The following is a 24,032-nucleotide window of genomic DNA, read 5'->3' as shown; positions in this document are numbered from 1 at the left end:
TCTCTCGTTACATCAGGAAGTAGGCGCGTCATGAGCAAGTCGGTTGTTGTCATCGGACACGGAATGGTCGGACACCGCTTCGTCGAGGCGCTCCGTTCGCGCGACGAGGCAAACACCTGGTCGGTGACCGTACTCTGCGACGAGCAGTACGCAGCGTACGACCGAGTCGGGCTGTCCTCGTATGTCGGAGCTTGGGACCCTAAGGAATTGGCGCTGGCCGGCAACGATTACGCCGGTGACAGCCTCGTCGATCTCCGGGTGGGTGAGGGCGGGCTCTCGATCGACAAGGACGCACGAACGGTCACGACAACGACCGGCGACACGCTCTCCTACGACGCGCTGGTGATGGCGACGGGTTCGTACCCCTTTGTTCCGCCGGTTCCCGGTCACGACACCGACGGGTGCTTCGTGTACCGCACCCTCGATGACCTGGACGGTATTCGGGCCGCGGCCGAGAAAGCCGGCAAGGGCGCCGTCGGCGTAGTAGTCGGCGGTGGTCTTCTCGGACTCGAGGCCGCAAATGCTCTCTCGCTCATGGGAATGACGGCGCACGTCGTCGAGCACAATGCGCGGCTGATGCCGATGCAGGTCGACGAGGGCGGCGGCGCTCTGCTCGCTCGACTCGTCACCGAATTGGGGCTCACCGTCCACACCGGGGTCGGAACGGCGGGAATCTCGCAGACCGACAACGGAATTGTGGTTGAACTGTCCGACGGTTCGACCATCGACGCGTCGTTGCTCGTCTTCTCGGCCGGAGTCCGTCCGCGTGATCAGCTGGCTCGCGACGCCGGCATCGCGGTGGGTGAGCGTGGCGGCATCCTGACCGACCTCGGCTGCGTCACCTCGGACGAGAACATCTACGCAGTCGGTGAATGTGCTGCGGTAGAAGGCCGTTGCTACGGATTGGTCGCTCCCGGTTACACGACAGCCGAGATCGTGGCCGACCGTCTGCTCGGCGGCGCCGCAGATTTCCCGGGCGCCGACATGTCCACCAAGCTCAAGCTCATGGGTGTCGACGTCGCCAGCTTCGGTGACGCGATGGCCACCTCGCCCGGTGCTCTCGAAGTTGTGCTCAGCGATGCAGCCAAGGGAACGTACGCCAAGCTTGTCGTCTCGGACGACGCGAAGATCCTGCTCGGCGGAATTCTGGTGGGCGACGCGTCGGCGTACGCGTCACTGCGCCCGCTGGTCGGTCGCGAACTGCCCGGTGACCCAGCGGCATTGATCTCGCCCGCGGGGGAGAAGCCGGGTGCGGGATCGCTGCCGGACGATGCCGAGGTGTGCTCGTGCAACGGAGTGACGAAGGGCGCCATCTGCGGCGCGATCGCGGCGGGCGCGTGCGACATCGCGTCAGTGAAGGCGTGCACCAGCGCGGGAACCACCTGCGGCGGTTGCCTTCCGACTGTGAAGCAGTTGCTCGCCGATTCCGGCGTCGTGATGTCGAAGGCGCTCTGCGAGCACTTCGCGCAGTCGCGCGCAGAGTTGTTCCAGATCGTGCAGTCGACGCAGACACGAACCTTCTCCGCTCTGATTGCCAAGTACGGCAAGGGTTCCGGTTGCGATATCTGCAAGCCTGTCGTCGCGTCGATCCTGGCGTCCACGGATTCCGATCACATTCTGCACCGTCAGCAAGCGTCGCTGCAGGACACCAACGACCACTTCCTGGCCAACATTCAGAAGAACGGTACGTACTCGGTCGTACCGCGCATGCCCGGCGGCGAGGTTACCGGTGAACAGCTCATCGTGATCGGTGAGGTGGCGCGTGATTTCGGTCTGTACACCAAGGTGACCGGTGGCCAGCGCATCGACCTGTTCGGCGCTCGTGTAGAGCAGTTGCCCGCAATCTGGAAACGCCTGGTCGACGCGGGAATGGAGTCGGGGCAGGCGTACGGCAAGTCCCTGCGAACGGTCAAGAGTTGCGTCGGATCGAGTTGGTGCCGCTACGGCGTCCAGGACTCGGTGGGAATGGCTGTCGACCTCGAGAACCGCTACCGCGGCCTGCGCTCGCCACACAAGATCAAGTTCGGTGTCTCCGGATGTGCCCGCGAATGCGCCGAAGCTCGTGGCAAGGACGTCGGCGTCATCGCAACGGAGAACGGTTGGAATCTGTATGTGGGCGGCAACGGCGGACAGTCGCCCAAGCATGCTCAGTTGCTCGCTGGTGGCCTCGACGACGTCACCCTGGTCAAGTACATCGACCGGTACCTCATGTTCTACATCCGCACGGCTGATCGCCTTCAGCGCACCGCGCCGTGGGTGGATTCGCTGGACGGCGGACTCGACCACCTCAAGTCAGTGATCTGCGAGGACAGCTTGGGCATCGGCGAGGAACTCGAGGCCCTGATGGCCAAGCACGTCGAGGGCTACCAGGACGAATGGGCTGGTGTGCTCGGTGATCCGGAGAAGTTGTCGCGGTTCGTGTCGTTTGTCAATGCGCCGGAAGAAGCCGATCCGACGGTCGTGTTCGACGAGACCGGAGTGCGCAAGGTTCCCGTTCTGATGGGAATGCCGAGCATCCCTACGCGCCGGTAATCGCTGCGTAACCCGTGGGTAACACGGGGCCCGTACAACTTGAGACAAGAACCCGTGCGACGAGCTCGCCGGATCGACAGGAGGACTTCGATGAGTGTCATCGATGCGCAGATTGCCAAGCTGGATTCCGAACGATTGGAATGGACTTCGGCGTGCCCACTGAGTCACCTCATCCCGGGACGCGGGGTGGCAGTACTGCTCCGCGGCGGTGAGCAGGTGGCCCTGTTCCTCCTCGAGGACGGCACGTTGCGTGCCGTCGGCAACTACGATCCGTACGGACGCGCTTCAGTGATGTCCCGCGGACTGGTCGGTGACCGTGACGGTGAGCCGATCGTGGTGTCGCCGTTGCTCAAGCAGGTGTTCTCGCTGGTCGACGGCCGGGCACTCGACGACGAGTCGGTATCGCTTCCGGTGTACGAGATCAGGGTCTGGGCCGGCGTGGTGCAGGTGCACAGCACTATTCGGGCTGTCGAATCCGTCTCGTGAATGACAACATGCCACTAGCGGGGTTCACGGTCGGGATCACGGCGTCGCGCCGTGCCGATGAATTTGCGATGCTGCTGACGCGTCGGGGTGCGGAAGTGGTGCACGCTCCGGCTATTCGCATCATCCCGCTCGCCGACGACCGTGAATTGGAACGGGTGACGCGGCAGATCATCGCGAGTCCGCCCGAGGTGGTTGTTGCCACGACCGGTATCGGATTTCGTGGTTGGCTCGAAGCTGCCGACGGGTGGGGTGAAGCCGAGAATCTGTCCGCGGCACTGACTTCGGCACGTCTTCTGGCCCGCGGGCCCAAGGCAAAAGGTGCGATTCGCGCTGCGGACCTGCGCGAAGAATGGTCTCCGGCATCGGAATCTTCGGCCGAAGTGCTCGAACATCTGCTGGCGGAGGGTGTTTCGGGAAAGGTCATCGCCGTCCAATTGCACGGCGCCACCACGGAATGGGAACCGATTCCCGATTTCTGTCAGGCCCTGCGCGACGCGGGTGCCGAGGTCATCGCTGTACCGGTCTACCGCTGGGAACCGCCGGAAGATCCGACTCCACTCGACCGGATGATCGACGCCATCGCGTCGTCGGCAATGGACGCCGTCAGCTTCACCAGTGCACCGGCGGTGGCGTCGATCCTGATGCGGGCCGATACGACGGGGCGACTCGACAGCATTCTCGATGCCATGCGCGGACCGGTGACAGCAGTGTGTGTCGGACCGGTGACCTCGGCGCCGCTCGAGGCATTGCAGGTTCCGACCACGGCGCCGGCCAGGGCCCGCCTTGGCGCTCTGGCGCGACACATCGTCGACGAACTTCCGCAGCGCGCCAACCGTATTCAGGCCGGTGACCACGAAATCAGTATCCGCGGTGGCTGTGTTGTCGTGGACGGGGAAATCCGAGCAGTGTCGCCGGCCGGAATGTCTCTCATGCGATCTCTCGGGGCCAGGCCCGGGCACGTCGTCTCGCGTGCCGAACTGTTGGCCGCCCTTCCGGGGAGTGGCGACGACACACACGCCGTCGAAACCGCTGTCGCACGCCTGCGCGCGTGCCTCGGCGCTCCCAAAGCCGTTCAAACCGTTGTGAAGCGAGGTTATCGTCTTGCACTCGATCCCACCGAATACGCAGAACTCTAGCGACGTCCTGGTTCTGGTAGCGCACGGCACACGAAGTGCGCGGGGCGTGGAAATGATTGCCGCACTGGCCGAAGCGGTCAGTGCGCGGGTAGGTACAACGCGGGTGGCCTTTGTCGACGTACTGGGTCCGTCGCCGTCGGAGGTTCTCCGCGACATCCCCGGCCGGGCAATCCTTGTGCCGGCGTTCCTGGCGTCGGGATATCACGTTCACACCGATGTGCGACGCGAAGTCGACGTCAGTGGGCACCCCGGCGTCACGGTCACACCTGCCCTCGGTCCCGATCCCGCATTGGCCAGCGTCCTGATGCGTCGATTACGCGACGGCGGGTGGCGCAGCGGCGACGCAATAGTACTTGCCGCAGCGGGATCTTCCGATTCGCGCGCCCTGCGCGATGTCGAGCGCGCCGCACTGATGTTGGCGGAACAAGCCGAAACCCGAGTCGATATCGGGTATATCGCAACCGGATCACCCAAGGTAGTGGATGTTGTTGCAGCGGCAAGGGTTCGCGGCGCGCGCCGAGTGTTCATCGCGTCGTATCTTCTTGCGCACGGATTGTTTCACGAACGCCTTGGTGCGGCCGGCGCTGACGGCGTCACCGAACCTCTCGGAGTTGATCCCGGTGTCGTGGATCTTGTGGTCAACCGGTATTCGGCGGCTCGCAGCGGCGTCGCGGTGATCTGAGGCTGCTCGGGACCAGTGCGCTCGAGGACGGTGAGCCTCACCCCAGCAGAACGAGTTCGGCAACGACGTTGTCGGGGGCCGATGCGGGTACAAGCGCAAACGCTGCCTTGCCTGTCAAGCCTGCTAGATGTGAGGTGCGCACCGAAGCGTCTGCGTGCCAGCGGCCGTCATCGGATTGCGTGACCGGAAGTAATCGCACAGCATCGGAACTGACCTCGGAGGCGTTCGCGATCACTCCGAGCAACGGCGGCAATGGAGTTCGCCCGGTGAGCGCACTGACGATGGTCGGCAGCATGGTCAACAGAGTTGTCACTGCCGCATAGGGATTTCCCGGAAGGCCGAGCACTACTTTTCCGGTGGGCAGGACTGCCGTGATCTGTGAACCGCCGGGACGCGACGCGACCCGGCCGACAACAATGTGGGCACCGAGACGGTCCAGGGCAGAGCGCATTTCGTCGGCAGCGCCGCCGCCAGTCGCGCCGACGATCACGATGACATCGGCGCCGTCGTCAGCACTCAGGGTGGTCTCGAAACCGTCTGCGGTATCGCGTAAATGGGTGTCGGAGATGCATGCCGCGCCGCACCGCTGGAGAAGAAGTGGGAGGATGCCGCCGATGGAATCGCGCGTCTGGCCTTCGCGCAGTGGCCCGACTCGACGGATTTCGTCGCCGGTCGTCACGACCCGCGCACGTACCGGGCCGCGCACCACGCCTTCGACAACTTCGCCGCTGGTGGCGGCGGAAACGAGTACCGGTGTCACCGATGTGCCTGCTGGTGCGAGAGTGAAACCGACGGTCCAGTCTTCGCCCCGCGGCCGAGCGTCGTTGCGCAGCGGTGTATTCGGCAGCAGTGTCAGCAACGGGGGAGTGTCCTCGGCGACCACGTGTTCGTCCCGGACTACTGCGGTTGCGCCGGTGGGAAGGTGTGCGCCCGTCGCGATGCGGATTGCTTCACCGTCTGCCAACTCGAGAGAGGTGTCGGCGCCGGCGACGCGGACTTCCTGGCGAATCCGCCAGGGGCCGTCACCAGCCACGGCATAGCCGTCCATCGCGGAGACGGGAGATCGCGGTAGATCGCCCTGTGCAACAAGAGGTTCGGCGAGGCTCGCGCCGAAGCTTTCGGCCAGCACAGCTCGGCGGGGGCGCAGTGGTGCGAGCGACTCCAGAATCGCTGCGCGGGCCCCCGCGATAGTCAGTCGAGGTAGCTCCCGCGCCCGTTCGAGATCCTCGGGAGTGTCGCAATCGGCTGTGCCACTGACCGCAAGTGTCGAGAATCCCTGGGTCAGTAGCTTCTTCATCGGCTGATTGTCGAGACCGGCACTCTCTCGAAGTGCTGCGATGCGCTCACGCAGTTCATGGAACATCCACGCGGACAGCAGAAATTGCGTTCGGTTGTTCTCGTCGACCGCGCACGTCACAGGGCCCCGGTGTGACGTCGTGTCGACCAGGGAGTCGACGACCCCGCGGCTGACGTGCGGCAGATCGGCTGCCAGGACGACCACTACTGCGTCGTCGGGTAGATCAACGGCGTTCAAGCCTGCCCAGAGTGCGGACACCGGCCCACCGCCGATCGGCGACTCTTGGGTTTGCACGACCCCGGTGTCGAGGTCGTCGCGATGCGGTCCGACCACCACCGTGGTGCCTAAATGTGCTGTGGCAGCAAGTGCGATGTCGAGCAGACGGTGGCCGTGCACCACAAGTCCGGGTTTGTCGACGCCGCCCATCCGGGTGCCGCGTCCGCCGGCAAGTATCAGCGCACAGGTAGGCGGATGGGCGTTCATAAGTCCATGCTGCCCTACGGGAAGGTGTGCCGTGCGCGCGCCATGTCGATCCGGCCGTCCTTGATCGGAACGCCCTCCAATTCCAACTTCGCAATCTGTCGATGGGCCAGGTGCGCTGCGGGTTTGCCGGATGCACCCAGAACCCGATGCCACGGGAGATCCGAGGAGTCGGTACGCATGATCCACCCGACCGTGCGCGGGCTGGAAAGCCCTACAGCATCGGCAATGTCGCCATAGGTGGCGACAAATCCGGAGGGAATGGACGCGACGAGTCGGCGGACCTCTTCGATCTGTTCGTCGGTAGTGGCAGCCATTGTCTCATTCTCAGCGCAACGTGAATATCACAGTAATTTGCGGATCAGGGCCGCAACCTCGTCGGCGCGCACGTGCGGCACCATGTGGTCGCAGTCGAACTCGACGCTGGTCAGGTTCGGGCTGAGGTGCTCGGTGATCGCCGCGCGGAACTTGTCGGTGACGTACGGCGGTTGCACCTTCATAGCCTGGACGATCACGGTCGGCATGGAACTCGGCGGGAGCACCAGTGGCCGAGCGAGTTCTCCCCACGCCGTGACGACGGCGGGAGTGGAGAGTCGCCAGTTGACGCGTCCGTTGTCGAGGTGAATCAGATGCTCCTCGAATTCCTCGTCCAGTACCGCCGTGGGAACTTCACCCCAGGAGCCGTGAACCTTTTCCGAACGCGCCTCGGCGGCATCCGTGTAATCCGGTGAACCGATGGTGAGTTCGGCCACTCGGCCCATGAACTCCGGATCGAGTCCGATGGCAGGGTCGAGCAACACCAATCCGCGGACGCGGTCCGGCGCAGTCGCCGCGAGGTGTAGTGCCAAGGCGCCGCCGAACGAGTGGGCAACGATCACGACCGGGCCGTTGGCGTGCTCGTCCAGGGTATCGATCAGGCTGGCGACATGCGCCTCGATGTTCCACGGCGGAGCCCAGGTCGAGCGGCCGTGACCACGCAGATCGGGAGCGATCCAGCGGGCGTCGGGAAGTTGATTCTCGGCCATCGACTGCCACCGTCGGCCGTGGCCGGTCAGACCGTGCAGCGACAGTATCTCCGGCGCACCGGCCGGGCCGTACAGATAGGTGTGGAGTGCGGGCACACGCCAATCTTGCCCGAAGCAGGCGATGTGTGCCGTGTCGGTGCCCTCTGATGGAATGCCTGGGTGAGTGAGACGATTGTGGCGCCACCGCCGGCGCGCACCAAGAACACCATCCCGCGGGCGCGGTTGGTGCACCGGGCCGCGCCCTCACTCGTTCCGCGCAAGTGGGACGCCGCCGCTGCGCAGTTGTTCGCCGAGCCTGCCGACGACCCGTTCATGTTGGCATTCGGCGGTGAGCAGTGGAACCCCTGGCAGGTGCTTGGCGGTCCCGGAACCGGCAAGTCGTCACTGCTGATCGATCTGGCGGTCGCCAAGATTTCCGGTGGCGAAGACCCGGAATCCGTTCTGGTCCTCACACAGTCGCGTCGGGCGGCAACAGCAGTACGCGAGCAGATCACCGCGGGCCTCTTCGGGTTCGAACGCGAGCGAGGCCCGCAGGCAACTCGGGAACCGCTGGTCCGCACCGTGCACTCCTACGCGTTTGCGGTGCTCCGTTTGCAGGCCGCAGCGCACGGCAACGCTCCGCCGCGTTTGATCACCGGCGCCGAACAGGACGCGGTGTTGCGTGAGATGTTGCGCGGCGACATCGAGGACGGCGCGCAGTACTGGCCGGAGCGATTGAGGCCGGCACTGGGCATGAACGGTTTTGCCGTCGAACTGCGCGATCTGATGTTGCGCGCCAACGAACGCGGCCTCGGACCGGAAGATCTGATCAAGCTCGGCAAACGTAAAGGCCGTCCGGAATGGGTGGCTGCCGGACGATTCGCGGAGGTGTACGAGCAGGGTGTTCTGTTGCGCGCGTCCGTGGGCGTCGAGGCCCCGGAGGCGACGGCGCCTGCTCTTGATGCCGCCGAGTTGATCGGTGCTGCGCTCACCGCGTTTGCCACGGACCCGGAGTTGTTGCGATCCGAGCGCGCCCGCATCCGTCACCTCCTCGTAGACGACGCTCAACACCTGGATCCGCAAGCCGCGCAATTGGTTCGGCTGATCGGAACCGGAACGGCAACGACGGTGATCGCCGGCGACCCGGATCAGTCGGTGTTCGGATTCCGCGGGGCTGATTCCCGTTTCCTGCTCGACCTGGCGGACAAGGGCGAAGAGCGGGCAGTAATCCTGCCCACTACGCATCGCAACAACGCCGATGTCGCGGCGATTGCCGCGAAGATCGCCGCACGATTGCCCGGCAACCTGGCCCACCGTATCGCGGTGCCCGCCGACCTGTCGGATGACGATCCCGGGCACGCGTCGGTGCGAGTACTGGGTACCACAGCCAAGGAAGCGGCCGTGGTCGCGGACACCTTGCGGCGCGCGCACCTCCTCGACGGCATCCCGTGGTCCGACATGGCCGTCATCGTGCGTTCGGTGCCGCGAACCTTGGCTCCGCTTCGACGCGCCTTGCTGGCGGCAGGTGTCCCCGTCACGACCGCAGCCACGGAACTGCCGTTGGCCCGTCAACACGGAGTGTCCGGGCTTCTCCTGCTGCTTCGGGCTCTCGGGCGAGACGGGTTCACCGGCGACGACGCGTTGGCGCTCATGTCCGGCCCCGTCGGCGCTGCCGAACCGGTGACGCTGCGGCGGTTGCGCCGTGGTCTGCGCCGCATCGAACTTGCCTCCGGGAAGGATCGCGATTCCGCAGAACTGTTGCGGCTCATCCTGATCGACGAAGACCGCGCGCAATCCAAGCGGTTGACCGCAAAGCTGACCGACGTCGAATCTGCGGCGTTGAATCGGGTGCTGTCGGTATTGCGCAAAGCCCGCGTGCCGCTCGATCGTGGACTTGGCGTCGAGGAAGTTCTGTGGGCGGCGTGGCAGGCCACCGGGCTCGAACGCCGCTGGGCGGCAGCGTCGGCGCGCGGTGGTCCGATCGGCTCGCAGGCCGATCGCGATCTCGACGCAGTGGTTGCGCTCTTCGATGCGGCAGCCACCTATGTGGATCGGCTGCCACGTTCGCAGCTCGCGGGTTTTGTCGACTACCTCACCAGCCAGGAGATCCCCACCGATTCGCGCTCGCGCTCGGTGATCGCGCCGGATGCGGTCACTGTCGTCAGTGCGCACGCAGCGGCCGGACGTGAGTGGGCTGTTGTCGCGGTGGCCGGTGTGCAGGAAGGACTGTGGCCCAGTTTGCGGGCACGCGGATCACTCCTTCGGACCGAGGCGTTGATCGACCTGATCAACGGTGTGTCGGACGGCAGCGATTCCGCCGAAGAGCGGTTGTCGCGAACCGCGCCGCTGCTGGCCGAGGAGCGTCGACTCTTCCTGGTGGCGTGTTCTCGCGCGCGCCGACGGTTGTTGGTGACAGCCGTCGAATCTGCCTCGGGTGATACGGATCTGGTGCCGTCCCGATTTGTGGACGAGCTCCTGCGCGGCGATCAATTCGATGACGACGGGGCAGGTGAACCGACGGTGCCCGCCCCCGAACCCGGTGACACCCGGGTGTTGTCCCTGCCGGCGTTGGTCGCTCAACTGCGCAGTGTGGTGTGCGATCCGGACCTCGCCGCAGGTGATCCCGAGAAGCATGCGCGTGCAGCGCGTCAATTGGCGCGCCTGGCCGCAGCGGGAGTCCGCGGCGCGCACCCCGATCAGTGGTACGGCACCAGCTCGCCCAGCACCGTGGAACGGTTGTGGCAACCGGAGGACGGCCCGGTGGCGCTCTCGCCGTCCACCATCGAGTTGCTCGAAACATGTCCACTGCGTTGGGTGTTCGAACGTCATGGCGGTTCCGACGGAGACAACACACATGCCATCGCGGGCACGCTGGTCCACACTCTCGTTCAGGCACTTGCCGGGCGTATCCCACCGGATCAGGTCGAGAAGGCACTCGAAAATGCCTGGGAATCCATCGACTTGGGTTCGCAGTGGTACTCGCGCCGCGAACTCAATCGCACTCGCGAGATGCTGGCCACGTTCACAGCTTGGATGAGCTCCACCCGCGGCGAACTCACCGAAGTCGGGGTGGAGGTCGCGGTCGAGGGCATCCTCGAACCGCGTGAGGAGGGGGAACCGGCCGTCAAACTCCGCGGACGCATCGATCGACTCGAGCGCGATGCGGAGGGGCGCCCCGTTGTCATCGACGTCAAGACTGCGCGAAACCCGGTCAGCAACGACGCGGCGCAGTCCCATGCGCAGTTGGCGGCCTATCAGGTGGCTGCAGCCGAAGGGGCGATAGCGGGCGAGCCGGCGACGCAACCCGGTGGGGCCCGGTTGGTATTCGTGGCGAAGTCCAACAAGAAAGACGGTGCGACGCAGCGTGTTCAGCCGCCGTTGACCGCCGAGGCCGTCGAGATGTGGCGTGATGTCATCCACAATGCCGCTGCCGCAACGCAGGGGCCGCAGTATCTGGCCCGGGTCAACGACGGATGCCGCCACTGCCCGGTGCGGTCCAGTTGCCCCGCCCACGACGAAGGACGGCAGGTGAGTTCCTAGATGGCATCCAAGGCGCGGCGACCCAAGATCAGCCCGGTTGATCTTGCAGTCGCTCTCGGCCAGCACCCGCCGACGCCGGAACAGGCCGCGGTCATCGCCGCGCCATTGGGCCCGACACTGGTTGTTGCCGGCGCCGGCGCCGGCAAGACCGAAACAATGGCTGCCCGGGTCGTCTGGCTGGTGGCCAACGGATTTGTCGACCCCGAGGCCGTGTTGGGTCTGACGTTTACCCGAAAAGCCGCGCAGCAGCTCACCACTCGCATCCGCAAGCGTCTGGCCAGGCTTGCCGGTTCCGATGTTCTACGCGCCCTCGACCCCACCGGGGGAGTGCGTGCGCGGATCTTGGCCGGTGAACCCGAGGTCAGCACCTATCACGCGTATGCGGGCCGGTTGTTGTCCGAACACGGTCTTCTCCTGCCTATCGAACCGTCGGCGACTCTGCTCTCGGAGACAGAACTGTGGCAGGTCGCCCACCGAGTTGTCAGCGGCTGGGACGGCGATCTCGATACCGACAAGAATCCGGGGTCGATCACCGAAACCGTTCTGGCACTTGCCGGTCAGCTTTCCGAGCACCTCGTGGACCCGGAGCAACTTCGCGGTGCTCACGCGGAACTGGACGCGTTGATCCACACGCTGCCTGCGGGCCCGAAGCAGCGCGGCGGGCCGAGCAAGGAACTGCTCGGATACCTCGACGTCCAGCACAAGCGCGTCGAACTCCTACCGCTGGTTGCGAGACTGTCCGAGACGCTGCGGTGGGAAGGTGCCCTCGACTTCGGTAGTCAGATGTCGCTCTCGGCACGCGTGGCGTCGGGGCACCCCGAAGTAGGAGAAGCCGAACGGAGCCGCTTCCGGGTGGTGCTCCTCGACGAGTATCAGGACACCGGTCACGCTCAGCGCGTGTTGCTGTCCTCGTTGTTCGGTGGCGGCACCGACGCCCGGCTGGCTTTGACGGCCGTCGGCGATCCGATGCAGTCCATCTACGGGTGGCGCGGCGCATCGGCAGCCAACCTCCCACGCTTTGCGACGGATTTCCCACTTGCGAACGGAAACCCGGCCCCCACGCTCGAATTGTTGACCAGTTGGCGCAATCCGCCGGAGGCACTCGAACTTGCCAATCTCTCGTCGGCGCCGCTTCGTCGACGCGGCGTAGCCGTCAGCACATTGCGAGCCCGGCCCGGGGCAGGTGCCGGCGATGTCCGGCTCGCATTGTTGCCTGACGTCGAGCAGGAACGAGAGTGGGTGGCGCAGAAAATTGCCGAGCAATATGACGCTGCGCGCGCCGACGATCGACCGCCGCCTACCGCAGCGGTGCTGATCCGTCGTAATGCCGACGCTGCGCCCCTGGCCGAAGCGCTGCGGGCAGCCGGATTGCCGGTCGAGGTGGTCGGCCTCGGTGGACTCCTGCACACACCCGAAGTTGCCGACGTCATTGCGATGCTGCGGGTAGTAGCTGATCCGTTGGCGGGCAGCGCCGCGGTGCGCCTGCTGACGGGGGCACGCTGGCAGATCGGTGCCAAGGACGTGGCCGCGCTGTCGAAGCGATCTCGGGAGCTCGCGATTTCGGCCGGTTACGGCACGGCGGGTGCCGTCACCGATTCGGCAGCGTTGGCTGAAGCCGTGCAGGATTCACTGCCCGGTGAGCAGGCCGAGCAGGCGGGGTTGGTCGATGCGATATCGGATCCCGGTCCAGCCGAGCACTATTCGGCGCTCGGCTATGCGCGAATCGGCGCCGTGGCCGGTGAACTGGCGTCGCTGCGCGAGCGTATCGGACAACCGCTCACAGAATTGGTGGCAGAAGTCGAGCGGGTGCTCGGCATCGGAATCGAGGCCGGTGCGCGAACGAGGCTCGGTGTGCTGGGTACAGCCGGTCGCGAGCACCTCGACGCCTTTGCCGACGTTGTTGCCAACTACGCGACGCGTCCCACCGCAAATCTCACCGGGATGTTGTCGTTCTTCGCGGCCGCCGAACAGATCGAAAAAGGGCTCACGCCCGGCGAAGTGGAAGTAGCGCCGGATCGGGTCCAGATTCTGACGGTGCACTCCGCGAAGGGCCTGGAATGGGAAGTTGTTGCCGTTCCGCATGTCAGCGACGGTGTGTTCCCGTCCTCGACTGCGTCCGGTTCGTGGCTGGGCGCGCTTGCAGAATTGCCACCGTCGCTGCGCGGTGACCGTGCGGTCGATGCAGACTCAGCCGACGGGGTTCCCGTGCTCGACCTCGAGAATGTCTACAACCGCAAGGATCTGCAGAACGCGATCGACGCGCACAAGCAGGCTCTCGGAGATCGCCGACTCGACGAGGACAGGCGTCTGTTCTACGTTGCCCTCACGCGAACCGAACGGGCACTGTTCATTTCGGCGCATCACTGGGCCGAGTCGGGAGCCGAACCGAAGGGACCGTCGGAGTTCCTGGCCGAACTGCACCAGACGGTTACCGAGACCCCAGGCGTCGGCGTTATCGAGACCTGGGCGCCGGATCCCGAACCCGACAGCGAAAATCCGTTGGCCTCCACGCCGAGAACTGCGCAGTGGCCGCCGGATCCGCTCGGTTCACGGCGCGGAGCGGTGGAGGCCGGCGCAGCCGCGGTACTGGCAGAACTGGCGAAGCCCACTGTGACCAACCCTGACGCGACTGACCCTGAAGACGATCCGGAGAACTGGGCGTCGGATGTGACTGTGCTCCTGGCTGAGCGAGAGGCCCGCGCCAATGCGCGTGCTGAAGTGATTCTCCCGGCACAACTTTCGGTGACGCAGTTGGTCGACCTCAAAGCCGATCCCGACGAACTCGCAGCGCGTTTGCGTCGGCCGCTTCCGTATCCGCCCAACCCGCTGGCCAGGCGCGGTACGGCGTTCCACGCGTGGATCGAGCGACGCTTCGGCGCAACGCGGTTGCTGGATCTCGACGAACTGCCCGGCGCCGCCGATACCGGAGCCGGCCCGGAAACCGATCTGATCAAACTGCAGGATGCGTTCCTGCGTTCCCCGTGGGCCAACCGCAGTCCCGTCGAGGTGGAAGTCCCGTTCGAAACCTCCATCGCCGGAACGGTTTTGCGCGGCCGGATCGACGCGGTGTTCGCGGACCCGGACGGTGGGTGGACGGTCATCGACTGGAAGACCGGAGCTGAACCGTCCGCCGCCAACGAAGATGCTGTGGTCATGCAGTTGGCCGCCTACCGCGTGGCGTGGGGTGAATTGATGTCCGCGCGGGCCCGCGCGTCGGGACGGAAGGAAGAGTTTCCACTGCACAAGGTTCGGGCGGCATTCCACTACGTACGGACCGGACGCACCATCTCGCCCGAGAACCTGCCGGACGGTGAAGCGCTGGCGCACCTCATCCGCACGGCAGGAGCCCGCGAGGAGGACGGCGCGAGCTAGCCGGCGTTACGACGCGCCTTGAGAGCTTCGGTCACCAACGGGATTTGCACTGGAAGGCGAGCGATCGAACCGACCTTCTGGGCAGTGGACGTCTTGTTGCTGCGGCACCAATCCACAGCCATCTGAATGTTGGCGGGGAACACCGCAACAAACAGCGCTGCTGCGAGACCGGCTCCCAATCGGCGAGTTTTCGGAATGGCCAGAGCGGCCCCGATTGCCAATTCTGCGACACCGGATACCTGGGTGTAGGTACGGGCTTCGCCGGGAAGTTGGCGTGGGACGGTGCTGTCGAAGAACGATGGCGCAACGAAGTGCATGGTTCCCGCGCCGAGAAGTAAAGCGGAAAGTCGAAGTGCGGCGGCCTGGCTGGATGTCGAACTTTTCGAAGACATTGACCTACCCTGCCTTACAGAGCCTGTCCGTGCCACTACTGTGGTGCGTCTGCGTAGTTACTAGTGAGAGAGTTGCAAGTATGGCCGGAAAGCTCCGGGCGCGTTTTTCCAGGTCGGAATCATTGGCCGACCAGCCTGACTTTGCCCTTGTCGGGGTGCTGCGGATTCCGCAGCTGCAAACCAGTCCTGCCCGCGCTATCTACAAGCGCGTTCTGGTTGCACTCGGCGCGCTCGCGGCCGCCGTGCTCATCGTGTACATCGATCGTGCGGGGTACCGGGACGCGCAGGACAACGAGCTCTCGCTTCTCGACTGCATCTACTACGCCACAGTGTCGCTCTCGACCACCGGCTACGGCGACATCACGCCGTTCACTCCGTCGGCGCGTCTGGTCAACGTTTTGTTGATCACGCCACTTCGTATCTTCTTCTTGATCGTGTTGGTCGGAACCACACTGTCAGCTCTGACCGAGAGTTCGCGTCAGGCGTTCAAAATTCAGCGTTGGAGGCAGCAAGTGCGTAATCACACCGTCGTCGTCGGATACGGCACCAAGGGGCGCACAGCAATTGAAGCCATGATCGGTGACGGTGTTTCCGCATCCGAGATCGTGGTCGTGGACACGGACCGGGCGGTGCTGGACGTCGCTGAGGCCAAGGGGCTGGTAACCGTATTCGGTTCGGCAACCAAGTCCGACGTGCTTCGTCTCGCCGGGGCGCAACGGGCAAATTCGATCATCGTCGCGACCAACCGCGACGACACTGCGGTGCTCGTGACGCTGACCGCCCGCGAGATCGCGCCGAAGGCACGGATCGCCGCGGCTATTCGGGAGGCGGACAACGCCCATCTCCTGCGTCAATCGGGTGCGGATTCCGTAGTCCTCTCGTCGGAAACCGCTGGCCGACTCCTCGGCATCGCCACCACCACGCCCACCGTGGTCGAGATGATCGAAGATCTCCTGACACCCGAGGCGGGATTCGCGATCGCCGAACGTGCTGTCGAACGTGACGAAGTCGGCGGATCGCCGCGTCACCTGTCCGACATCGTGCTGGGTGTTGTTCGCGACGGGCGCCTGGTCCGGGTCGGTTCACCGGAGGTCGACGCTGTCGAGGCAGACGATCGCCTGTTGTACATCCGTCGCGTTGTCAGCTGATAGCTCGAACCCGGTATTTCGGCGCCCAGTAATGTCGTCAGCGTGAACGACTTCCAGCTGACTGAAACACCTTTGCTTTCCCGCTCGAGTGTCGGCCGCGCCGAGGAATTACGGTCCGATACGGCTGCACTGACCGCGGGGTGGAGTAACGCCCAGCTCTTGCGCGTCAACTCACGCGGTCAGGTGAAGGTGTCCGGCGGCCAGTTGGTGTTCGGCGAGGCCGGCGACCTGGGTGCTGAGCCGGTTCGCGGCGCAGTGTTTCTCGGAATTCGTGACAACAAGCATGTGTGGGCTGTGCGCGTGTCACTCCTTGCCGGCGAGCTGTCGGATCTGCGGATGCTGGGTGGAACGCTCGACGACGCGGATGCAGGTCTTCTGACGGGTGCGATCGCCATTCTCAACTGGCACGACAGTGCCGGATTCAGCTCGATCGACGGGGCTCCGAGTGAGCCGACGATGTCCGGGTGGTCACGCATTTCGACGACCACCGGCCACGAGGAGTTCCCGCGCACCGACCCTGCAGTGATCTGCCTGGTGCACGACGGCGCAGATCGAGTACTGCTGGCTCGGCAGCCGACGTGGCCGCCGCGACGATTCTCTATCCTGGCGGGCTTCGTCGAAGCGGGAGAGTCACTCGAGACGTGTGTGGTGCGTGAGATCAAGGAAGAAGTGGGCGTCGACGTCCACAGCGTCCGTTACCTCGGGAGTCAGCCGTGGCCGTTCCCGCGTTCGGTGATGTTGGGATTCACGGCGATCGGCGACCCCGCCGATCCGCTGGTATTCGCGGACGGCGAGATCGCCGAGGGAGCGTGGTTCACCAAGGAAGAGGTGCGATCTGCTCTCGAACTGGGGGACTGGGCGTCCGACGCCGACGCGCCGCTGCTCCTGCCCGGTTCCATCTCGATTGCGCGAGGAATGCTCGAGAGCTGGGTCAAATAGTGCCCTACAGTCCGAGTGCCTGCTTCACCTGATTGAGCGACGGGTTGGTCGCGACACTTCCGTCGGCGTACTTCACCGTCGGGACGATGTGATTGCCGTCGTTGACGCTGCCGACAAATTCGGCTGCCGATGGATCGTTCTCGATGTCGATTTCGGTGTACTCGATGCCCGACGCGTTGAGCTGGGTCTTGAGGCGGCGGCAGTAGCCGCACCACGTGGTCGAGTAGATGGTGAGGGCAGGAGCTTTTTCGGAAGTAGTCACGGCGCATATAACACCACGAGTTCGGTTGTTGTTCCGTAACCGGCCGTGTTCGCTTGCCCACATCCGCTCGGGCACGCGGCGGCGCTGTCGGTACGTCCTGCCATGATGGTGCTCATGCCTGCGGACACCGGACTGGACCCGGAACAATCAGCCGCCGTGCTCGCTCCACGCGGCCCGGTATGTGTACTCGCGGGTGCCGGAACAGGCAAGACACGCACGATTACCCGGCGAATCGCTCACCTGGTTGCCGACGGTCATGTGCAGGCCGGTCAGGTCCTGGCGGTCACGTTCACTGCGCGCGCAGCCGGTGAAATGCGCGGCCGACTGCGGGAGCTGGGTGTTGGTGGCAGCGGTCCCCAGGTACAGGCGCGCACGTTCCACGCTGCTGCGCTTCGGCAACTCAAGTACTTCTGGCCGCAGGTAATCGGTGATACCGAATGGCGTCTGCTGGATCGCAAATTCGCTGTTGTCAGCAGCGCCGCAGCCCGGGTGGGTTTGCCGACCAGCACCGAAAGCGTGCGCGACCTCGCGAGTGAGATCGAGTGGTCGAAAGCGTCGCTGATCGCGCCGGAGGATTACCCGCGCACCATTGCCAAGTTCCGCCGGGAGGCACCGGCCGATCCGGCGAAGGTGGCGCAGGTTTACGCGGCGTACGAGGAATTGAAGGCTCGCGGCCAGGACGGCATGCTGCTCGATTTCGACGATCTCCTCTTGCACACCGCCGCGGCACTCGAGGAGCACTCGTCCGTGGCCGACGAGTTCCGTGAGCGCTACCGGTGCTTTGTCGTGGACGAATATCAGGACGTCACGCCGCTGCAGCAGCGGGTTCTCGACGCGTGGCTCGGCGACCGCGACGACCTCACGGTTGTCGGCGACGCCAACCAGACCATCTACTCGTTCACCGGAGCAACACCGAACTACCTGCTCGACTTCTCGCGGAAGTTTCCCGAGGCAACAGTGGTCCGGCTCGAACGTGACTATCGCTCCACTCCCGAGGTCGTCTCGCTGGCCAACCGGGTTATCGGTGCTGCCACCGGCCGAATCGCCGGCACCCGATTGCAACTCATCGGACAACGCGCGCCGGGGCCCGAGCCCGAGTTCGCGGAGTTCAACGACGAACCGTCCGAGGCACTCGCCATCGCCCGGTCGGTGAAACGCCTCATCGCAGCCGGCACACCGGCCGCGGAGATCGCGATCCTGTACCGGATCAACGCGCAGTCGGAAGTACACGAGCAGGCACTCACCAAGCTCGGTATCCCGTTCCAGGTGCGCGGCGGCGAAGGTTTCTTCACTCGTACCGAGGTTCGTCAGGCGGTGACGGCGCTGCGGCAGGCCGGCGGCCGAGACGACCTTCCTGACGGCGCAGACAGCGGCGCGGGACTTCTCTCGCTGGTCCGCGCAGTACTGGCACCACTCGGACTGACCAACGAAGAACCAGCAGGTACGCAGGCCCGTGAACGCTGGGCGTCACTGACCGCTCTGGTTGCGCTCACCGAGGAGCAGCTGGTTCACGACCCCGAACTGACGCTTCCCGGTCTCCTGCAGGAATTGACGGCGCGTGCCGAAGCGCGGCACCCACCGACAGTGCAGGGCGTCACGTTGGCGTCGTTGCATGCGGCCAAGGGCCTCGAGTGGGACGCCGTTTTCCTCGTGGGCCTCAACGACGGCACGCTCCCCATCCAGCACGTGCTCGGCGATTCCAACTCCGCCCCCGACGAGGCAGCGGTCGAAGAAGAGCGTCGACTCCTCTACGTCGGTGTCACGCGCGCCCGTGAGCATCTGCACTTGTCCTGGGCTTTGGCGCGCAACGAGGGCGGCCGGAAATCCCGACGCCGCTCACGGTTCCTGAACGGGTTGATCCCCGAGGACTCGCCGGCCTCACGAATCGCCGCGCCGGCACAGTCGGGCAAGAAGCGTCAGCGTTGCCGTGTCTGCGGAAAGCCGCTCATGGGAACGTCGGCCACGATGCTCGGTCGATGCGAGAAATGCCCCTCCAATATCGACGTCGAATTGCTCGAGAACCTGCGTGCGTGGCGTCTGGACAAGTCGCGGGAGAAAAAGGTGCCGGCATACGTCGTGTTCAGCGACAACACGCTCACTGCCATCGCCGAGCAACGGCCCCAGGATGCTCGGGGCCTGGTTGCCATCAATGGAATCGGACCGAAGAAACTCGAGGACTACGGCGAAGATGTCCTCATTATTTGCAAAACCGCAGGTCAAAAATAGGTTGTGCAGTTTCCGAGAATTCTCTAGTCTGGTTTCCAGTGCTACGGGGAGACTCGTGCGCAGTAACTATCCGGACCGATCAGAAATGGAGGTGGCAAAAATGACGAACATGATTTCGTACCCCGTGCGCGAACAGTTCGCTGTTGCCGCCGCCAAGCTGCGCCCAGCAGCAATCAGGTCCGTGTCTCTAAGCCATCGAGAAAATCCTCGATAGGACACATCCGTTCACTTACGGCCACGGACCCCGCATTACGCGGACCGTGGCCTTTGTGTTGGATCCCGTGCTTTCTGGTTTCCCCGCTCGGTTGTGGTTCGCACCCATCGAACCCATTTTGCGACACACCTGTCGCATCCAAGCTAGGAGAGACGAGTTGTCTACCCAGACATGTCGAGCCGTCACATTCATCGAGATCGCATCCACCCGCCACGACCTGCCGTGCCGCGTATCCGATCCCGATCTGTGGTTCGCGGAGTCCCCGGCAGAACTCGAACAAGCCAAGGCACTCTGCGCGCAGTGCCCCATCCGCTCCCTCTGCCTGGGTGCAGCTCTCGACCGCGAAGAGCCGTGGGGAGTGTGGGGCGGAGAAATCCTCGACCACGGTGCCGTCATAGCAACCAAGAGGCCGAGGGGCAGACCCCGTAAGCAACTCGTGTGCGCGTGAGGAGCCTTCTACACCTGTGCATATGAGGTGGTCACACCTGTGGCTCCGCAAATCCTGGTAGCCACCGGGTCAGGATTTCCATGTACGGGGCATACGCGTCCAACTGGGCACAGATGCCCACCGAGCCGAGGAGGACTCGGAAGATCATCAGGTACTCAGGCGGCAAGTTGAGTGCCCGGGCCGTCCGGAACTGCGCGCTGTTGAAATCGGTCGCAGTTCCGGCGGCTCGTTGAAGCCAGGTTCGAGTGAAGTGAAACGACTCGGTCTGAATCGGATCGGTGAACGGGCGCAGGTAGTCGGCGATTTCCTGTTCGGTCACAGTCCGGCCCGGAATGACAAAACCGTTGGTGCGCAACAGTTCTGTCAGTTCGTCGAATCGTTCGTCGACGGCCAATCTGACCATTGTTCCCAAGACGGTAGGAAGCCCCTCCGGGAACGGCGCCGCCGCGCCGAAATCGATGACACCCAATCGGCCGTCGTCGAGCAACATAAAATTCCCGGGGTGCGGATCGCAATGCAGCAGGCCGACGCGCGCCGGTGACGCGAAGTGGAATTCGGCAAGGAGTGCACCGGCGGCATTGCGCTGGTTCGGGGTTCCGCTCTCGATGATCCTGGTCAGCGGTGTTGCCGTCATCCATTCGGTGACAACAACTTTCGGTGCGCTGGCAACGACGCGCGGGATGAGGAACTGTGGATCACCGTCGAATTCCGCAGCGAAGGCGCGCTGATTGTCAGCTTCGATCCGGTAGTCGAGTTCTTCCTCGGTGCGCGCGGTGAACTCATCGATGACCGGACGCACGTCGACGCCGGGCATCACCGATCCGAACAGTCCCGCAAATCGAGCGAGAGTCTTGAGGTCGGCGCGCAGGGCTTCGTCGGCACCGGGGTACTGCACCTTGACGGCCACGTCGCGTCCGTCGGACCACACGGCCCGATGGACCTGCCCGAGGCTGGCCGATGCGGTGGGGGTGTCGTCGAACGACTGGAACCGATCACGCCACTTGGTTCCCAGCTGCTGATCCAGCATCTTGTGGACCTGCTTGACGGGCAACGGCGGCGCGGCTGCCTGGAGCTTGTTCAGGGATTCGCGGTACGGCTCCGCGAACTCCTCCGGAATAGCCGCTTCCATGACGCTGAGAGCCTGGCCCAGCTTCATGGCGCCGCCCTTGAGTTCGCCAAGAACCGAGAACAACTGTTCCGCGGCCCTGGCACTGAGCTGGGCGTCGATCTGGTCCTTGTCACCACCGGCGAGCTTGCGTCCGAAGCCCATTGCGGCCCGCCCGGCCATCCCAATCGGAATGCTTGCGAGTTTGGCGGTACGGGCAGAGCTTTTGCGCGGGATGTCGGACACCACACCATCATGTCTGACGGATGCCACCGGCGCCCGTCACGGGTGCGAGGTAATGACAACTGCACGACGTTTGTCGAGGCCAGCGACGTGTCGAGATGCGATACGGGACAAGATCGATCTCGAGGGTAGAGAACAAGCTGACCGGCGCGGTCGCTTCGGACGCAGTAATCGCGGACTCGATCTCGGACAGAGCGAGCGCGGTGGTCGCATGAATCATCGCGGGATCGGCGTAACCGGCGCTACCGAGCAACTGCGCCGCCAAGTGCAGCCAGTCCGGATCATGGGCAGCCCGGGTGATGTCGGCACATCGCAGACAACTCGAGTGCCCGGGCAGTACCAACGGCCCGACGACGCCGCAGCCGTCGCGCAGGTGAACGGCAAGGTGGGGTATGCCGTGCCGGACGAGGTCGGCACACAGACGAGGATCGGTGACCACGTCGTCGGTCAGGACAACAAGTGCATTCCGCCACCCGGCAACGACGTGGCTGCTTCGGTAGCCGTGCGAGCGATGGACGGAAGAGCTGCCGTGACGCAGAGCCTGGGTGATGGAGTCGGACAGCGGGCCTTGCCCGTGGACGCGAATCGATCCTGTGCCGGCGCGCTCGCCCCGATTTGCCCGCAAGTATCCGCCCGCGGTGAGTTCGGCGAGCAGCTCGGTCATCACTGCGGCACTGATACCGCGCCCCGTCGCAGTCCACATGATGGTCGCGATACTCGTGCGTCCGTCCATCATGCGGAGCAGGGCCTGCAGGTCTCTGCCGTCGACTCCGTCAGGGGGAGTAAGGACCACAGCTTTCCCCGGGCGCCATCCGAGTTGAAGCCGGCCGTCCGGGCGCAGAAGAACAACGATCCGTGGATCCCATTCGGGACCCACGGATCGTGTGGTGTTCGGTGTGCTCATTCACCGATAGTGACAGTGAGCTGCGCTCGCCGGACTGCGAAAATCGTAGTTATCCACAGGCTTTCGAAGCGCTGACCTTGCATTTCGCCGTGGATCGCAACTTTTCGGTTTACTTGTCGTCCTCAGTCGGCTTGTCCGACTTTGTCTCGTCTGATTGTGTCTTGTCTGTTTTCGTCTTGTCTGTTTTTGTTTTGTCCATGGCTTCCTCGGCGGCCCGTTCCTTGGCCAGCTGAGCCTCGAGCTGAGCCATCGGATCGTCGAAGTTGCCGGACTCGCCGCCACCGGTGACACGTTCGATGAACGAGGTCGGGGCATCGAGGTCGCTGGAATCAGGCAGCAGATCCGGGTGCGACCAGATGCCGTCGCGGCCTTCCATTCCGGCTTCGGCGGTCAAGCGCTGCCACAGTGTTGCGGCTTCGCGGACCTTGCGCGGACGCAGTTCGAGACCGACGAGCGTTGCGAAGGTCTGCTCTGCCGGTCCACCCGTGGCGCGTCGACGGCGAAGCGTCTCGCTCATCGCGGCAACACCAGGTAGGCGTTCTCCGAGTCCGGCAGTGACCACCGTCTCCACCCAGCCTTCGACCAGAGCCAGCAATGTTTCGAGGCGCTCGAGAGCGGCCTTCTGCTCCGGGGTGGTCTGCGGTTCGAAGGTGCCCTGTTGCATGAGGGCTTCCAACTTGGCCGGATCGGCCAGAGCCGACGGGTCGAGATCCTTGGCGAACTCCTCCATTGCCGAGAAGTCCATGGTGATCCCGCGGGCATATTCCTCGACGGTGGAGAGCACTCGCTGACGCAACCACGGCACATGGCTGTACAGGCGATGGTGAGCAGCCTCACGTGCGGCGAGGAACACCAGGATTTCCTGATTGGGCTGTTCGAGTCCGTCACTGAACGACTGAACGGCCGCGGGAAGAAGAGCGGCAGTCCCTGCCGGGCCGAGGGGGAGTCCGATGTCGGTGGAGGACAACACTTCCTTGGACAACTGGCCGAGAGCCTGGCCGAGCTGTGAACCGAACGCGAGTCCGCCCATCTGCGTGAGCATCCCCATCATCGGGCCGGCCATCTGAGCGGCCTCGGGAGGTAAGCCCTGAGCCCACATGCCCGAGACCTTCTCGGCAACCGGATCGCACAGTCGCTTCCAGGTGTCGATCGTGTTGTCGAGCCAGTCGTTGGCCGTCCACGCAACGGTTCTGGTGGCGCCGGCTGGAAGCGTCGTTGCAGCGTCCAGCCACAGTTCCGCAAGATGGGCCGCGTCGGCGACGGCCTTGACGTTGCCCTCGGTGATCGGCGTGACAGAACCGATCTGCTGGCGTGCGAGTTTCTTCGCGACGTCGTAATTGACAGGACCCGACCCGCCGGAGCCCATCGAGGAACCCATGCCGCTGAGCATCTGGCCGAATTGCGTCAGCATCTGCCCGAGTTGTGCGGGGTCGAAACCTTCACCGCCCGCGCCGAACCCGAACGGCATGTCACCACCCCCGAACGGATTGCCACCGGCCGCGTTCTTGTCGCGGTCGGGATCGTCGTCGGAGTTGGAGAAGCCGAACGGCATGTTGCTCATAGCTCAACGGTACAAGGGTTGGAGGCCTCGAGTAATGCGCGCTGTCACGCTGATGGCGAAC

Annotated in this window: 18 protein-coding genes; 10 read left to right on the top strand and 8 right to left on the bottom strand. The window is 64.5% G+C overall.

Annotated elements, in window-relative coordinates; translation table 11 throughout:
• Positions 1 to 30 precede the first annotated feature (30 nt).
• The 4 genes from nirB (at position 31) to V2B23_RS19070 (ending at position 4,836) form a co-directional block, all read left to right on the top strand.
• Complete coding sequence (nirB, locus tag V2B23_RS19085; protein ID WP_430951781.1) at positions 31 to 2,532, top strand: nitrite reductase large subunit NirB; 2,502 nt, start codon at positions 31 to 33, stop codon at positions 2,530 to 2,532.
• Positions 2,533 to 2,622: 90 nt separating this feature from the next.
• The gene (gene nirD, locus V2B23_RS19080) at positions 2,623 to 3,018 is read left to right on the top strand and encodes a nitrite reductase small subunit NirD (RefSeq protein WP_430951780.1); all 396 of its coding nucleotides are present in this window, start codon (positions 2,623 to 2,625) and stop codon (positions 3,016 to 3,018) included.
• The gene (locus tag V2B23_RS19075; protein ID WP_430951779.1) at positions 3,015 to 4,154 is read left to right on the top strand and encodes a uroporphyrinogen-III synthase; all 1,140 of its coding nucleotides are present in this window, start codon (positions 3,015 to 3,017) and stop codon (positions 4,152 to 4,154) included. The genes nirD and V2B23_RS19075 overlap by 4 nt, the downstream gene beginning before the upstream one ends.
• On the top strand, positions 4,129 to 4,836 hold the full coding sequence (locus tag V2B23_RS19070; protein ID WP_430951964.1) for a sirohydrochlorin chelatase: 708 nt from the start codon (positions 4,129 to 4,131) through the stop codon (positions 4,834 to 4,836). Before V2B23_RS19075 ends, V2B23_RS19070 begins: the two co-directional genes overlap by 26 nt.
• Positions 4,837 to 4,873: 37 nt before the next feature.
• Here V2B23_RS19070 and V2B23_RS19065 read toward each other — a convergent pair whose 3' ends face one another.
• Genes V2B23_RS19065 through V2B23_RS19055 form a run of 3 tightly spaced genes read right to left on the bottom strand, consistent with a single transcriptional unit; the run spans position 4,874 to position 7,734 of the window.
• Positions 4,874 to 6,616, bottom strand: a complete 1,743-nt coding sequence (locus V2B23_RS19065; protein ID WP_430951778.1) for an NTP transferase domain-containing protein — start codon at positions 6,614 to 6,616, stop codon at positions 4,874 to 4,876.
• Between the two features lie 14 nt (positions 6,617 to 6,630).
• Positions 6,631 to 6,930: an MGMT family protein gene (locus V2B23_RS19060; protein WP_430951777.1), complete on the bottom strand. Its 300-nt coding sequence runs from the start codon at positions 6,928 to 6,930 to the stop codon at positions 6,631 to 6,633.
• A gap of 27 nt (positions 6,931 to 6,957) precedes the next feature.
• Positions 6,958 to 7,734 (bottom strand): alpha/beta fold hydrolase, encoded by a 777-nt coding sequence (locus tag V2B23_RS19055; RefSeq protein ID WP_430951776.1) that lies wholly within the window; start codon positions 7,732 to 7,734, stop codon positions 6,958 to 6,960.
• Positions 7,735 to 7,797: 63 nt separating this feature from the next.
• On the opposite strand from V2B23_RS19055, the gene V2B23_RS19050 reads away from it, so the two are divergent.
• Together V2B23_RS19050 and V2B23_RS19045 are read left to right on the top strand one after the other, a co-directional pair.
• Positions 7,798 to 11,157 (top strand): ATP-dependent helicase, encoded by a 3,360-nt coding sequence (locus V2B23_RS19050; protein ID WP_430951775.1) that lies wholly within the window; start codon positions 7,798 to 7,800, stop codon positions 11,155 to 11,157.
• The gene (locus V2B23_RS19045; RefSeq protein WP_430951774.1) at positions 11,158 to 14,529 is read left to right on the top strand and encodes an ATP-dependent helicase; all 3,372 of its coding nucleotides are present in this window, start codon (positions 11,158 to 11,160) and stop codon (positions 14,527 to 14,529) included.
• On the opposite strand, the gene V2B23_RS19040 is transcribed toward V2B23_RS19045, so the two are convergent.
• On the bottom strand, positions 14,526 to 14,921 hold the full coding sequence (locus tag V2B23_RS19040) for a DoxX family protein (RefSeq protein WP_033231155.1): 396 nt from the start codon (positions 14,919 to 14,921) through the stop codon (positions 14,526 to 14,528). The genes V2B23_RS19045 and V2B23_RS19040 overlap by 4 nt on opposite strands.
• Before the next feature lie 80 nt (positions 14,922 to 15,001).
• Between V2B23_RS19040 and V2B23_RS19035 the strand changes: the two genes are divergently transcribed.
• Positions 15,002 to 16,069, top strand: coding sequence for a potassium channel family protein (locus V2B23_RS19035; RefSeq protein WP_430951773.1), 1,068 nt, complete (start codon positions 15,002 to 15,004; stop codon positions 16,067 to 16,069).
• Positions 16,070 to 16,111: 42 nt separating this feature from the next.
• Positions 16,112 to 17,008: an NAD(+) diphosphatase gene (nudC, locus tag V2B23_RS19030; protein ID WP_430951772.1), complete on the top strand. Its 897-nt coding sequence runs from the start codon at positions 16,112 to 16,114 to the stop codon at positions 17,006 to 17,008.
• A gap of 4 nt (positions 17,009 to 17,012) precedes the next feature.
• On the opposite strand, the gene V2B23_RS19025 is transcribed toward nudC, so the two are convergent.
• Positions 17,013 to 17,270 (bottom strand): mycoredoxin, encoded by a 258-nt coding sequence (locus V2B23_RS19025; protein WP_033231152.1) that lies wholly within the window; start codon positions 17,268 to 17,270, stop codon positions 17,013 to 17,015.
• A 102-nt stretch (positions 17,271 to 17,372) separates the two neighbouring features.
• Between V2B23_RS19025 and V2B23_RS19020 the strand changes: the two genes are divergently transcribed.
• Together V2B23_RS19020 and V2B23_RS19015 are read left to right on the top strand one after the other, a co-directional pair.
• Positions 17,373 to 19,496: an ATP-dependent DNA helicase UvrD2 gene (locus V2B23_RS19020; protein ID WP_430951771.1), complete on the top strand. Its 2,124-nt coding sequence runs from the start codon at positions 17,373 to 17,375 to the stop codon at positions 19,494 to 19,496.
• A 371-nt stretch (positions 19,497 to 19,867) separates the two neighbouring features.
• Positions 19,868 to 20,158 carry a WhiB family transcriptional regulator gene (locus tag V2B23_RS19015; RefSeq protein ID WP_430951770.1) on the top strand — a complete coding sequence of 97 codons (291 nt, stop codon included), beginning with the start codon at positions 19,868 to 19,870 and terminating at the stop codon, positions 20,156 to 20,158.
• Positions 20,159 to 20,189: 31 nt separating this feature from the next.
• Here V2B23_RS19015 and V2B23_RS19010 read toward each other — a convergent pair whose 3' ends face one another.
• The 3 genes from V2B23_RS19010 to V2B23_RS19000 form a co-directional block, all read right to left on the bottom strand.
• Complete coding sequence (locus tag V2B23_RS19010) at positions 20,190 to 21,512, bottom strand: ABC1 kinase family protein (RefSeq protein ID WP_430951769.1); 1,323 nt, start codon at positions 21,510 to 21,512, stop codon at positions 20,190 to 20,192.
• Between the two features lie 4 nt (positions 21,513 to 21,516).
• The gene (locus V2B23_RS19005) at positions 21,517 to 22,410 is read right to left on the bottom strand and encodes a hypothetical protein (RefSeq protein WP_430951768.1); all 894 of its coding nucleotides are present in this window, start codon (positions 22,408 to 22,410) and stop codon (positions 21,517 to 21,519) included.
• A gap of 109 nt (positions 22,411 to 22,519) precedes the next feature.
• On the bottom strand, positions 22,520 to 23,971 hold the full coding sequence (locus tag V2B23_RS19000) for a zinc-dependent metalloprotease (RefSeq protein WP_430951767.1): 1,452 nt from the start codon (positions 23,969 to 23,971) through the stop codon (positions 22,520 to 22,522).
• Positions 23,972 to 24,032: the final 61 nt, after the last annotated feature.

The sequence above is a fragment of the Rhodococcus sp. 24CO genome, from assembly GCF_050586165.1.
In the GTDB taxonomy this organism is placed as follows: domain Bacteria; phylum Actinomycetota; class Actinomycetes; order Mycobacteriales; family Mycobacteriaceae; genus Rhodococcus_F.
This window is presented reverse-complemented; position numbering and strand designations above follow the sequence as displayed.